Origin of the sequence: Streptococcus cristatus, assembly GCF_008369405.1 — a bacterium.
Lineage (GTDB): Bacteria > Bacillota > Bacilli > Lactobacillales > Streptococcaceae > Streptococcus > Streptococcus cristatus_G.
This window is the reverse complement of sequence record NZ_VSJJ01000004.1, coordinates 72,863-85,934: the sequence shown is the minus strand read 5'-3', so window position 1 is coordinate 85,934 and position 13,072 is coordinate 72,863. Positions and strand designations below refer to the sequence as shown.

Genomic DNA, 13,072 nt, shown 5'->3' with positions numbered 1-13,072 from the left:
CTTTAATTTTCTTTTATTTCCTTCAAATACCCTACAAAGGCATTGTAGGTCTCCAAGGTCTGCGGATAGATAGGCAATCCTTTGTGAGCCAAATGCTCCACCGTCCTTGCTGTTTCGTAGGCCACAGCTTGATTGAGCGACCGCTGGGCCAGCTCTCTTGCCTTATCTACTCCCGGAAAGTCTCGGTTGTGCTCAATATAGTCGGCGACATAGACGACCTTGTCCAGCTCAGACATGGTGCCGCTACCCACTGTATGAATCTCGATAGCTCGCAGGATCTCAGCATCTTCGATGTCTAGGTCTTCCTGAATCTTGTAAATCCCCACCATGCCATGCCAGACATTATTGCCCCAGTTTTTCAGGTCAGGATCCAGCTGGTATTTATCAATCAAGGTCAGAAATTCCTCGTCCAAGACCTTTTTCGCATAGTCGTGTAGAAGGCCTGCAAGACCCGCTTTTTCGATATCAAGACCGAAGCGCTTCGCTAATTCACGAGCAGCCTTTTCCACACCTAGACAATGCCGCAGGCGCTTCTCTGGCATGACTGTTTCCATCTTAGCAAGCAAGGCCTCACGGCCCATACTGATATAGTTTTCATAGGTCATAGGTAAAGCCCTTCTTTCTCGATATAGTCTAAGACTGGCTGAGGCAGCAGGAAGTTAGGAGTCCGTCCCTGAGCCAGAAAATCCCGCACCATACTGGAGGAAATATCCATAAGCGGCACATCCACCCAGATGACAGGGTAAGAAGTCCCCGCCTTGTAGCGCGGCCTCTGAACACCGACAAACTGAACCAGCTCAACCAGCTCATCAATCCGGTACCACTTAGGCAGATAATCCACCATATCCGCACCGATGATAAAGTAATAGTCCGTATCTGGATGTTGCTCCGTCAACAGCTTCATAGTGTCGTAGGTGTAGGAAATTCCCTTGCGCTCCAGCTCAATGGTTTCAATCCCTAGTCCTTCAATACCCTCGATAGCCAGCTCCAGCATCTTCAGCCGATGCTTTTCATCAATGGTTTCTTTCTTATCCACATGAGGTGGCTCGTACTCTGGCATGAGCAGGACCTGATCCAAGCCTAACTGTTGGCGGACCTGATCCGCCACAACCAAATGAGCATGGTGGACAGGGTTGAAATTCCCACCTAAAATGCCAATCTGCTTGCGTTTTTTATCTTTAACTTCTGGTTCTAATTCCACCTTGGTAAAGGGGGTCAGTAATTCAATAGCCATAGGCTGATATCTCCACAGAAATGTTTCCTTAAATTTGTTTGACTTTAACAGAGAGTTTGCGATTTTCTTTCTTGCTGGACTGCTTGTAGAGAATCAAGATCCGGCCGATTTTCTGTACTGTATCCACTCCGATTTCCTCTTCCAGAATCTCAGCAACCTCGTGGATATTCTCATCTGTATTCTGCAAGAGCGTGACCTTAATCAGCTCGCGCGCGTCCAGTGCCTGACGGATGCTGGTTTTTATTTGGTCGTTGAGTCCATTTTTCCCAATCTGAATGATAGGTTTGAGACTATGTGCCTGACTGTTAAGAAAAGCGCGTTGTTTTGATGTTAGTGTCATGTTCTTCTATAAGGCTTAATACAGTTGGGACCTGCTTTTTTCCCACTGTTCATGGCCTTTTCCTTCCTTATTTTAAGGGGTTTTGTTCCCTTTGATTTTCTGAATAATTAGATGATAGCTTTCCGAGTGACAACCGCCACACCCTCTGGCGCCCAGCCGACTACGCGGGCAGGACCATTGACACGAATCCAGCCCAGACCAGAGAAGACGATATCCGTCTTGTCCTTGATAGTAAATTCATGCTTGACTAGGGCTGGAAATTCTTCCCTTTCCTTGCCAACCGGTGGCACTAAAAGACTGCCAACATGCTTGTCATAAAAGTCGCTAGCACCTTCCAACTTAGTCCGGTGGAGCTTGAGCTCATTGTCAAAATAAGCTGTGAAGCCCTGCTTGTCACCTGCCACAAAGTCAAAACGACCTAAACCACCCAAAAAGAGGGTTTGCTCTGGATTGAGCTGGTAGGTTTTGGGCTTAATTTCCTTTTTGGGGCTGACATATTTGAGATTCTTAGCAGAAAGATAATGAGCCATCTGGTGACGATGGATAATGCCCGGTGTATCATAGATATGACTGCCGTCTGCCAAAGGAATCTCGATTTTATCCAGAGTCGTGCCTGGAAAGCGAGAAGTCGTAATGACATCCTTATCGCCCGTGATTTCCTGAATGATGGCGTTAATCAAAGTGGACTTGCCCACATTGGTCACGCCGACCACATACACATCACGTCCCTTGCGGCAATGCTCAATCTTGTCAATCAAGTCCTTGATTGCTTGCTTGTTTTGAGCAGAGGTCAGAATGACATCAACTGGTCGCAGACCTTCTTCGTGAGCTCGCTCCGTCAGCCATTGAGTCACCTTACCATCCTTGACTGACTTAGGCAGAATGTCCTTTTTATTCCCGACTAAGAGAACATCATTTCCTGCGACAAAGTGAGGCAGACCAGGGATGACCGAGCCATTAAAGTCAAAAATATCGACAACATTGACGACCAAAGCGTCGCTATCTCCAACCTCATGCAGAAGGCGCAGAAAATCATCATCCGTCAGCTGGACGTCGCTGATTTCATTATAATGGCGCAGGCGGAAACAGCGCTGGCAATAGAGTTCGCCTGTCTCCAAGCCTTTTTCTAGAGCTGACTGGGGCGTGTAGCCTAGCTGGCTCTTGTCTTCTGTCTGAATAGTGGCTCCGCAGCCGATACAGAGAAGTTCTTCCATTCTTTCTTAAATTCCTTTTTTGTATTGAATTGGGCCGTATTTTTCAGTGATTTTCTTGAGCACACGGCGTTCACGCGCCCGATTGATCTGGGTCTTGATAGAGTCATGCTCGACCAGCGGTTCGACCAAAATCGAACGAATCCCGGCCCGATGAGCAGCCCGAATATCCGTCATGAGCTGATCGCCCACCATGACCACTTCATTTTTTTCAAAATGAAAAAGCTTGAGCGCCCGGTCAATTCCCCAAGTGAAGGGTTTCATGGCCCAATAGACATAGTCAATGTCAAACTTTTCAACAGCTCGCTTGACCCGTTTTTGGTTATTATTGGACACCACGATAATCCGAATACCCGCGTCCCGCAAATCATGGAGCCACGTCTTCATTTCTGGGGTTCCGTCAGGATTATTCCAAGCAATCAGGGTGTTATCCAAGTCCACCAAAACCGCTTTGATACCCTGTCTTTTCAAACTCTCTACTGTCAAATCGTAAACTGCCTTAACCGCAAAGTCGGGCATGTAATCTTCAATCGCCACATCTCTCTCCAAAAATCGTATTCGCACTATTATAGCATAAAATAGGCTTTTTGGCACCTATAACCCCATTTCTTCCAAGAGCCATTGGGAGATTCTCCAAACAAACGAAAACAGCTCCCCAAACAGGAAGCTTTATTTTAAAATAGGACAAAGATCATGCTCATAGTCCAGACAAATCTCAATTTTTTTCTTTCCGTAACTTCAATTCATAAAATTTTTGAAGTTCAAGGATAATAGTCGTTTCTCCTTCTTTTCCATCTCTTGTGATGTGAAGCACCTTAGAAAACTTCTGAAAATCCTTTTCTTCCTCACCTGGGGCGATACGAATATCGACAGATTGCCATTGACCATCTTTCTCTTCATATCCTACTAAAGCAACTAGAAATAATTTCCCTTCTATATGACCACCTGTAAAAAAATCTGCCGTATCATTAAAAAGACCACCATAATACATCGGATTAGATAAAGCAAATAGTATAATATTTTTTCTCTCCAATTTTCCATCAACACTAGCTATGGGAATCTCATCTACCTTCTCAAGCATTGGTAAAACTGTTTCACGCTTTAATAAACCTACAAAAAAACTATTGTATAACGAATCTGAATTCATAATTTTATCATTGCTATTCACATATTCCGCAGCTATAGCAAAAAGAAACAAAACGAAATAGCTAGATATGGATAGAAAAATCCATTTTTTCCCCCAAAAAATGCACCCAAAAATTAAAATTAATACGAACAACATGATAGTAGTTGGATAGAAAAATGTATTTATGAGATTCTCATATGCAATCTCCCACAATTTTTGATGATATAAGTTTAGATATTCTTCCACTATAACTCTCCTAACTCATAGAATTTTTAGTTCGAGCACAAGCACTTTCCTTGATTTTTGAATACTCATAGATTATTGCTCGCTAGTCACATCATTATATCATCTTTTATACTTTTTAGCACCTACAGCTTCAAAGCTTACAAAAATGGCAAAAGATGCTATAGTAGATGTAAGAATAATTCTCTTGGAGGTGCCTATGGCAAGCAAGGATCGAGAAATGAAAGCTGTTTCTCCCTTTTTGCAAAAAATCATCAACTGGTCGTCCATCATCGGAGCTGTGGGGACAGTGGCCTTTTGTATCTGGGCCTACTATGCAGGAATCCTCCAGTCCAAGGAAACCTTGTCTGCCTTTATCAAACAAGCAGGCGTCTGGGGGCCTCCTCTGTTTATCTTCCTGCAAATCTTGCAGACGGTCGTGCCCATTATCCCTGGTGCCTTGACCTCTGTAGCAGGCATCTTTATCTACGGACATATCGTTGGCACTATCTACAACTATATCGGCATCGTCATCGGCTGTGCCATCATCTTCTATCTGGCTCGCACCTACGGGCCAGCCTTTGTCCAGTCCGTCGTCAGCAAGCGGACCTATGACAAGTATGTAGGCTGGCTGGATGAGGGCAATCGCTTTGAGCGTTTCTTTATCTTTATGATGATTTGGCCTATCAGCCCCGCTGATTTCCTCTGTATGCTGGCAGCTCTGACCAAGATGACCTTCAAAAAGTACATGTTGATTATCATGCTCTGCAAACCCATCACCCTCATCATCTACACTTATGGCCTGACCTATATTATTGATTTCTTCTGGAAATGGCTCGCAAAATAAGAACCATGGACATTAAAAAACGCTCAAGCTAGTAAGCTTGGGCGATTTGTTTATTCTGAAGATGTTGGAGTCGAGGGCTGAACAGCAGAAGACACTGATGGTGTCGGATCTGGTGTAGGTGCAGGCGTAGAGCTTGCTGGCGGTTCACTGCTAGCGCTCGGCTCAGGAGGAGGTGGAGTAGAATTACTGTAATTAGCACTTCCATAATTGCTCTCCGTCGGTGAACTGTAAACTGGCTCATCCTGCTGATAAGTTGTTGAAGACCCAGAATTAGACGCACGCAGGCTTCTGCCTCCCATCAAATCTTCATACAGTACGGCATTGGTTTTCAAACTCTTGACTGTGGACAAGCCCAAGCTTTTCCGAATGAGATTTTGCATTTCTAGCAAATGTTCAGACGTAACCAGCTGGTAACTACCACCATCTGCCAAAGTCGCATCTTCACCACGCAACTGCTCAGACTGGATATTTCTAAAGGCATCTTTGTAACCTAATAACTGAGGAATACTGCTCGAATCCAGCGCTACATTGGTCTGCATATTCTTGCTGACTGCTCGTAAGATTGCTTGATAATGGCTGATACTATTGAGACTGAGCACCTTCTCAACGACCTTCCGAATCACCTCACGCTGGCGTTTCTGACGACCGTAGTCACCTTCTGGATCCTGATAACGCATGCGGGCATAAACTAAAGCCTGGTCTCCGTTGATCAAGTGTTTGCCTGGCTCGACAGTTGCAGTGTATTCTGGTTCATTTTCTTCGATGGAAATTGGGAAATCAAAGGTATTATTGACCTCAATACCACCAACTGCGTCCACCAGCTGAACCAGTCCTTGCATATTGATCATCATATAACGGTCAATATGGATATTCATCATTTTCTCAATGGTCGCGATGGCTAATTTTGCGCCGCCATAAGCATAGGCTGCGTTTAGCTTGGCTTCTGTCGTTTCGCCTTTTTCATCGATTTGAGTCAGAATGTCCCGCTCCAAACTCATCATGACCGTCTTTTTAGTCTGAGGATTGACAGACAGAAGAAGCATGGAGTCGCTATTTCCCTGCCAAGTATCAGACCGCGAGCCACTCCCTGTATCGACCCCCATCAGTAAAATCGTCAAGGGCTTGGTTTCCGCAATAACGTTCGTCTCATTCCCAAAACCCTTGTAAGTATGGGACAAAGCGTCCGTTGACTGATTGTAAATAGTCCAAGCATAGCCTCCCACTCCAATGGCCGTTACAAGGAACAGACTCAAAAACATTCGTACAATTTTTTTAAACATATTTCATCAATCTATCAGTTTTCCCATCAGGTAAACATCTAGAAATATCCCTTCTCTTAAATAGGCCCCTCTTTTTTGCAGACCTTCGATTTCAAATCCTAATTCTTTATAGAGATGAACCGCTCGCTCATTTCTAACCTGAACAGTCAGCTCCAAACGGCGAAGACTGCTTCCATTCTCTGCCCAATCCACAGCCTCTTCTAGCAGGATACGACCGAGGCCTTTATTCCAAAAGGCTTTTTTGACAACGATAAAGACTTGCCCAATGTGGCGAATCCGCTCATGAAAATCCACTGTGATACTGACAATCCCAGCGATTTCATTATTAAGCAAGGCCAAGAGATAGAGCTGATTATCCGAATCAGCTTGATGCTGAATGAACTGAGCCATCTGGTCTTCATCCATCAAAATCCCCGCCTCATCTAAGGTCATGTAGTCTGACTCGGCACCGACTTGATTTAAAAAGCGAATCAAGTCAGCAGCATCCGCCTTTTCGGCCTCCCGCAAGGCCAATTCAAACTCAGCCATGCAGCAATTCCTCCAGTAGTTCCTGAGAACGGCGCCCCTGACTTTCAAAGACTAGCTCACGGCCGTCTTCTTTCTTCAGAAGAGTCAGCTTCAGATAATCATCTGGTAAACTTTCACCTAGCAATTCTCCCCACTCGATGACAGTAACTCCCTCACCAAAGAGAAAATCATCCAAGTCAATCGAGTCTGGATCCTCACCAATCCGATAGACATCTAAGTGATAAAGCGGCAAACGTCCTTCATACTCGCGAACAATGGTATAGGTCGGACTTTTAATCATCTGCTTGATGCCCAGGCCTTGGGCCAAGCCCTTGGTAAAGGTCGTCTTACCCGCACCCAAGTCTCCTGTCAAAACCAAAACATCTTGCTCCTGAAGCAAGCTGCCAAGACGCTGGCCCCAGTTGATTAATTCTTCTTCATTATGACTAAACATTCTTTTATTATACCAGAAGATTTGCGTTTGCGCTAAATTTTCTAATAGAGATAGCAAAATGTTTGAAAAAAATTAGATGAGCCCTCCAAATCCTCCGATCAAAGCAGGTCACTCACTTCTATTTCGAAAGAGAATCAGGACATTTCCCCTAAACTTTTCCTGCAAAAAAGAAGCTGGAAGACTTCCAACTTCTTAGTGTTCTTAAGATAAAGCTAGGCTGATAAAGTTAAGGATGAAGAGCAGGTTTAAGATCCAAATCATTGGATGCACATCCTTAGCTTGACCTTTGATGACTTTCACAAGAGCATACATGATAAAGCCTGCTGCAATCCCGTTTGTGATGCTGTAAGTGAAGCCCATGAAGATGGAGGTAAAGAAAGCTGGAATAGCTTCTGCCATATCATCCCACTGGATATTTTTCAAGCTGCTCAGCATCATGATCCCTACGACAATCAAAATTGGCGCAGTTGCTGCTGTCGGAACGATGGCTAACAGCGGGCTAAAGAAGCTAGACACCGCAAAGCAGACCGCTACAACCAAGGCTGTCAAACCAGTCCGTCCGCCAGCTCCGATACCAGCTGCAGACTCTACATAAGTAGTAACGTTAGATGTTCCGGCAATCGCACCGATAGTTGTCCCAATCAAGTCAGAATACAAAGCTTTGTCTAAACCTTCTGACTCATGGTTTTCACCAGAAGTCGCTACGATACCCACTTTTTCACCCGTTCCAATCAAGGTACCGATGGTGTCAAAAATATCCGTCAGAGAGAAGGCTAGGATAGCCATAAATGTCTGAGGTAGGCGCGCCGTATCAGCAAAGAGAGCTCCCAAGCCTTCTGGACCAACCGCAACCCCGAAAACTTGTCCAAGTTCTTTCAGAGCTGTTGACAGATTGTGCTGACCGAAGTCAATCGCAGACAAGTTTACCAAGCCAACAGCAATCGCTACAACTGTCGTTGTAAAGATAGATAAGATAATGCCCCCCTTGATGCCCTTGATAACAAAGAAAACTGTAATCGCTAGACCAAGTAAAGCCAGTAAAACTGCTGGATTATTAAAATCAACTAATCCTGGAGTTGCAGCTGAGTTTGCTGTAAGAGCAGCCTTCGCTTGGTCAGCTCCCTTACCAGCTACTACATAGTTGCCTGGATCGATTGAAAACTTCAACAGTCCGGCATTTTTAATCCCTACATAAGCTAGAAAGACACCGATACCAGCAGAAATAGCTGAACGCAGAGCTGATGGAATGGACTCGATAATAGCCTTCCGAATCTTGGTCAAAGTGATAAAGAGCGAGATCAGACCACAGATGAAGACCATGCCCAAAGCTTCTTGCCAAGTGTAACCCAAACTAAAGACAACCGTGAAAGTAAAGAAGGCATTGAGCCCCATACCTGGCGCCTGTGCATAAGGGAGGTTGGCATAAAAGGCCATCATGAGCGTTCCAGCAACGGATCCGATGATCGTAGCTAGAAAGACACCTTGAGCCGGCATACCCGTTTGCGACAGCATGGCTGGATTGACAAAGAGGATGTAGCTCATAGCAAAGAAAGTCGTTAACCCAGCGAGAACTTCCGTACGAACATCCGTACCGTGCTCTTTGAGTTTAAATAATTTATCCATTATAGATAATCTCCTAAATTGTTTTATGGCAACTGATTAAAAGAGAACTCCTGATTTTCTTTAAAACAGTGCTACTTATTCGTTTTTTACGAACAATAATATGATTATACTCAAAAACATTCACTTTTTCAACCCTAATGCTCCAAAAAATACTTTAAAGTATCTTATTTTTTATTTTCTCTGCTTAAAAAGAGCAAAGTCATCACTTGGATAAAGGTAAATCCAAGGATAAAGACCAGTCGTTCCTTCTGAAAGGTTTCCAGTAGCTTTTGGACAACTAGCTGAGGCCGCGTCACCAGATCCCAAGAGTTGAGCCGGTCATAACGGCCGATATAAATGGCCAGACTCGACAGATAAGACAGAGCCGCAACCGCAAGCATATCCAGCCACCAAGTCAACTTCCAGCGCTCACGCAAAATATTCCAGCTTTCAATCCCGCAGTAGACGCCAAATAGAATGCTCAGCACGAAAGCCATAAATAGACGCATACTGACAGGGTTCCACAGGGTATCTCCCACCCAAGTCATGTGCACCAAGTCCGTCAGCATATAAAAAGTATTGGGATAAAAGGCCAGCCAAACTACCAGCAAGAGCGGATAAAGCCACTTCTGCTTCTTAAACATCGTCGTCAAGATGGCAGCGTCATAGGCAATCAAGGCCAAAATCATATTCCAGATCAAGTCTGGTCCTCGGGTCGTAATTCCCTGAATATACACGACAAATGCAATGAGTAGGAAAAAAATATGAATCAAAATTGGTTTACGCATACAAGATTTCCCCCTTTACTCCGATTCTCCTCACTCATAGACTATCAAACGATCTAACTCGTCTTAGCTATTGAGGAAACATTATACCACAACTTGTGGCATTTATTCTTAATTCTGTTATAATAGACTTACTATACTGATTGATACTGTACGAGGAAAAAGAATGACGAATAAAGTAATTGCTGTAGATTTGGACGGAACCTTGCTCAATTCTGAGAGTAAGCTGTCTGATTTTACCAAAGAAACTATCAAAAAAATATCGGCTAAAGGGCACAAGGTCATCATCACTACCGGCCGTCCTTACCGCATGGCTCTGGACTTCTATAAGGAATTAGAGCTGAATACCCCCATGATAAACTTCAACGGCTCTCTGACGCATATCCCTGAGCAAAAGTGGGAATTTGAACAATCCTTGACCGTAGACAAGTCTTTCTTACTGGATATGGTCCAACGAAAAGAGGAAATCGAAGCTGACTTCATCGCTGGAGAATACCGTAAGAAATTCTACATCACCAATACCAACGAAGAAATCGCAGATCCCAAGCTCTTTGGCATTGATAACTTTAAGCCAGAAAATCAATTTCAGGCGCAGCTAGTGACCAAAAATCCAAATGCCATTTTGCTGCAAACACATGCTACGGATAAATATGCTCTGGCTGAAGAGATGAATGCCTTTTACCAGCATGAACTCTCCATCAATACCTGGGGCGGCCCTCTCAATATCCTTGAATGTGGCCCTAAAGGTGTCAACAAGGCCTTCGCCCTCCAGTACCTACTCAATATCCTCAATGCCGATCGTAAAGACCTGATTGCTTTTGGTGACGAGCACAATGATACCGAAATGCTGGAATTTGCAGGAACAGGCTATGCCATGAAAAACGCCAGCGAAACCCTTCTGCCTTATGCCGACCAACAGCTTGAACTCACTAATGACCAAGACGGTGTAGCTCACAAGCTGACTGAGCTCTACTTGTAGAGATAAAAAAGAACCGCCTAGAGATGAACTCCCCTAGGCGGTTTTTGGGTTGGGTGATTGGAGTAAGTGAGCTGGTTAAAACTAGTCATAGGTCAACTATCTAAAAACATATTCTCATCTTCCAAATTTCTTGCAACCGATTATCTGGATTAGTGTACAACTGTTCTTCAAACTAGATAAACTCCGTGGAGTTTGTTTTCTGTTCAATTATAATATCAAAAATATCGTTCTAGATTAGAATAACCCCCATCATAAGAAATTATCTATATTTTATTAGTTGTTCCACAACTCTATTAATTTTCTCTATCTCTTCATCAATTATTTTCATAAAATCATCGAAACTTATATCTATATAGCTTTCAACAAACTCCCTGAAGTAATTTTGGGGGTTAGAAAAATTTGAAAAAGAAATTTCTGTAATAGAATAGTGAAAAATATTATTTCTAAATTGATTATTAGCTGAGAAAAAATTATTTTTTACTTCAATAATTTTTTCTAACTCATTCACTAATTGAAAATCTATACTTTCAGAGTATTTACTAACTAGTTTTTTTATAGTATGTACACTAACTAAATATGATTGTAATTTTGATCGATAAAATAAATTACCTGTGCTTTGAAATATATTGGGAAGTAAAACATTTATAAAATTATTTTGACATAAAATATTGAATAACTGTAACTGAGCTTCAAGTAGCAAATCACCAAGTAAAATATTTTGTCTGTTTGTATCCATTAAAAACTTATCTACATAGCTTAGTTTATAATTAGAAATATTTAATTTCATTGTTGAATCAACAGTAAAATTTTCTTCAAATTCTGTAGCGATTGAATTTATAAAAGTAGATAAGGCTTGAGAATAGTCAATCATAATAGGTTTCATTCCTTCTCCCCACTGATTTATAGTTTCAAATTTATTTAACGAAAATAGTCCTTCAAGATAGATACTCATTTGACTTGTGTTACCATAAGGCATATCGTTAATAGTAAATATACCTAAATCAGGCTGCCCCAGTACACTAACTCTAAATTTTTGAAGAAAATTGTAATTAGTCTCTAACATTTTTTTCCGTTCATTAGCATCAGTATTCAATCTTTTAAACGCGTTCGCAACTCTTTTATCTGAGTAAAGTTTTAAACCTATCCTGACGCTTTTCAACATTGTTATAAAATCAACTCCTTGTACATCTGGTAAATCAACAGCTTTTCCATGTTTCTGAAATTTATCTATCCAACCTAAACAAACTGAAGATACTATAGGGAGAAGAGAAATGTATATTTCAGATTTATCAAAATCATCAAGAGAATTACACATTTGATATAAGATTTGTTTTACTTCTATAGTCTCTTGTAATAAAAGTAGAAAAGAAACGATCTCTAAAATATTTTCTTCTTCCATACTATTTCACCTACTCTATCAACTTTCTATATACTCAATAAATTATACCACGAAAGCACTAAAAATCCCCTTAGAATCTCACTTCTAAGGGGTCTCTCTTTATGCTGATTTCTCTCCTGCTTCTTCCGTTTTTGTTTTCTTATTTGTACCAACCAAACGGCGCTTGCTGTCTCGGATCGTATTGAGATCTTTAAGGAGTTTGGTCAAGTGGGTTCTCTCTGGATAGGCTTCTGCGACGGCTGCTGTGTAGCGCACAAAGAGGTCGTAGGTACGGGAGATTTCGTTGCGTAGCTGTTTGGTTTTACCGACTTCCTTGGCTGACTTGACTGCACGCGCTTCTGCTTCTACTTTATCATAGTCTCCTTGGGCTGCTAGGAGCGCCGTTAGCATAGGGAGGAGGCCTAGACTCGTCACAGCTCCCTGATAGGGCTCTTCCTGCAATGTTTTAAGCAGACTCTTAATTTCAGCAGTTGCGACAGCATTGGTATGCTTGGTGATATCCTTATACTTTTTAAAGACTGGAGCCAAGCTTTCGTAGGCTTCTTTCAGATCCTTGTCTTTAATTTTGGCAAAGCCCTTATGCAAGGTAAAAAGACCAACTAGAGCGTTATCTCGCTCCTTGTCTAGTTCTACGAGACTCATAGAGTCTTTCTTTTCCACATTAGCCAATTGAGCCTGAAACTGCTCTAGTTTGCTATGAAAGCCCTCTAGGTGCTTGCTGTACATATCCTCATCTCTATAGGAGCTTGTAAAAATCGTGAGTACCTGATAGGAATCAACCATTAGACTCTCAAACTCACGATGAGTCAGATTGCTATAAGACAAGGGACGAATGGTGTAAGTAGTGTTTATCATAAAACCTCTCCAATATGTTTGATAAAGCAAGTATAGCATGTAGAGATGAAGCTTGGTGTCTCTTGCCCTAAGATGTCATTTTTTATCCCTGAAAGGGGCATTTTCTCAAAAAATGGACCCTCTTCCCAGCTCTTCTTCTTTTTCAAAAGAAAACTACAAAAAATCGCCCCTCATCTGGTACTTGCTTTTGACGACAAGTTGACTGAGAAGCGATTGATTTTATAAATAAAA

15 protein-coding genes are annotated in these 13,072 nt (G+C 42.4%); 2 read left to right on the top strand and 13 right to left on the bottom strand.

Annotated features, from left to right (window positions below; translation table 11 throughout):
• Positions 1–2: 2 nt before the first annotated feature.
• The 6 genes from yqeK to FXF62_RS05050 all read right to left on the bottom strand — a co-directional run bounded on the left by yqeK (position 3) and on the right by FXF62_RS05050 (position 4,157).
• A complete protein-coding gene (gene yqeK, locus FXF62_RS05075) occupies positions 3–605 on the bottom strand; it encodes a bis(5'-nucleosyl)-tetraphosphatase (symmetrical) YqeK (protein ID WP_149517900.1) in 603 nt (200 codons plus the stop codon).
• On the bottom strand, positions 602–1,234 hold the full coding sequence (locus FXF62_RS05070; RefSeq protein ID WP_125382135.1) for a nicotinate-nucleotide adenylyltransferase: 633 nt from the start codon (positions 1,232–1,234) through the stop codon (positions 602–604). Before FXF62_RS05070 ends, yqeK begins: the two co-directional genes overlap by 4 nt.
• Positions 1,235–1,262: 28 nt before the next feature.
• Complete coding sequence (yhbY, locus tag FXF62_RS05065; protein WP_125350943.1) at positions 1,263–1,574, bottom strand: ribosome assembly RNA-binding protein YhbY; 312 nt, start codon at positions 1,572–1,574, stop codon at positions 1,263–1,265.
• Positions 1,575–1,681: 107 nt separating this feature from the next.
• Complete coding sequence (yqeH, locus tag FXF62_RS05060; protein WP_149517899.1) at positions 1,682–2,788, bottom strand: ribosome biogenesis GTPase YqeH; 1,107 nt, start codon at positions 2,786–2,788, stop codon at positions 1,682–1,684.
• 6 nt (positions 2,789–2,794) lie between these two features.
• Positions 2,795–3,322 carry a YqeG family HAD IIIA-type phosphatase gene (locus FXF62_RS05055; RefSeq protein WP_187984236.1) on the bottom strand — a complete coding sequence of 176 codons (528 nt, stop codon included), beginning with the start codon at positions 3,320–3,322 and terminating at the stop codon, positions 2,795–2,797.
• Between the two features lie 178 nt (positions 3,323–3,500).
• The gene (locus tag FXF62_RS05050; RefSeq protein WP_262881593.1) at positions 3,501–4,157 is read right to left on the bottom strand and encodes a hypothetical protein; all 657 of its coding nucleotides are present in this window, start codon (positions 4,155–4,157) and stop codon (positions 3,501–3,503) included.
• Between the two features lie 196 nt (positions 4,158–4,353).
• Here FXF62_RS05050 and FXF62_RS05045 point away from each other — a divergent pair, with 196 nt between their 5' ends.
• Positions 4,354–4,980 carry a TVP38/TMEM64 family protein gene (locus FXF62_RS05045; protein WP_149517898.1) on the top strand — a complete coding sequence of 209 codons (627 nt, stop codon included), beginning with the start codon at positions 4,354–4,356 and terminating at the stop codon, positions 4,978–4,980.
• A 50-nt stretch (positions 4,981–5,030) separates the two neighbouring features.
• Here the strand turns inward: FXF62_RS05045 and lytR are convergent, their stop codons facing one another.
• From lytR to FXF62_RS05015, 5 genes are all read right to left on the bottom strand, one after another.
• Positions 5,031–6,260, bottom strand: coding sequence for a glycopolymer--peptidoglycan transferase LytR (gene lytR, locus FXF62_RS05040; RefSeq protein WP_149517897.1), 1,230 nt, complete (start codon positions 6,258–6,260; stop codon positions 5,031–5,033).
• Between the two features lie 6 nt (positions 6,261–6,266).
• The gene (locus tag FXF62_RS05035; protein WP_149517896.1) at positions 6,267–6,788 is read right to left on the bottom strand and encodes a GNAT family N-acetyltransferase; all 522 of its coding nucleotides are present in this window, start codon (positions 6,786–6,788) and stop codon (positions 6,267–6,269) included.
• Positions 6,781–7,221: a tRNA (adenosine(37)-N6)-threonylcarbamoyltransferase complex ATPase subunit type 1 TsaE gene (tsaE, locus tag FXF62_RS05030; RefSeq protein ID WP_015605349.1), complete on the bottom strand. Its 441-nt coding sequence runs from the start codon at positions 7,219–7,221 to the stop codon at positions 6,781–6,783. Before tsaE ends, FXF62_RS05035 begins: the two co-directional genes overlap by 8 nt.
• Before the next feature lie 201 nt (positions 7,222–7,422).
• Positions 7,423–8,844, bottom strand: a complete 1,422-nt coding sequence (locus FXF62_RS05020) for an NCS2 family permease (RefSeq protein WP_149517895.1) — start codon at positions 8,842–8,844, stop codon at positions 7,423–7,425.
• 164 nt (positions 8,845–9,008) lie between these two features.
• Positions 9,009–9,611, bottom strand: a complete 603-nt coding sequence (locus tag FXF62_RS05015) for a DUF1361 domain-containing protein (RefSeq protein WP_149517894.1) — start codon at positions 9,609–9,611, stop codon at positions 9,009–9,011.
• A gap of 163 nt (positions 9,612–9,774) precedes the next feature.
• On the opposite strand from FXF62_RS05015, the gene FXF62_RS05010 reads away from it, so the two are divergent.
• The gene (locus FXF62_RS05010; RefSeq protein ID WP_149517893.1) at positions 9,775–10,587 is read left to right on the top strand and encodes a Cof-type HAD-IIB family hydrolase; all 813 of its coding nucleotides are present in this window, start codon (positions 9,775–9,777) and stop codon (positions 10,585–10,587) included.
• A gap of 259 nt (positions 10,588–10,846) precedes the next feature.
• Here the strand turns inward: FXF62_RS05010 and FXF62_RS05005 are convergent, their stop codons facing one another.
• A complete protein-coding gene (locus FXF62_RS05005) occupies positions 10,847–11,986 on the bottom strand; it encodes a hypothetical protein (RefSeq protein ID WP_262881592.1) in 1,140 nt (379 codons plus the stop codon).
• Between the two features lie 99 nt (positions 11,987–12,085).
• Complete coding sequence (locus FXF62_RS05000; RefSeq protein WP_187984243.1) at positions 12,086–12,838, bottom strand: DUF6261 family protein; 753 nt, start codon at positions 12,836–12,838, stop codon at positions 12,086–12,088.
• Between the last annotated feature and the right edge of the window lie 234 nt (positions 12,839–13,072).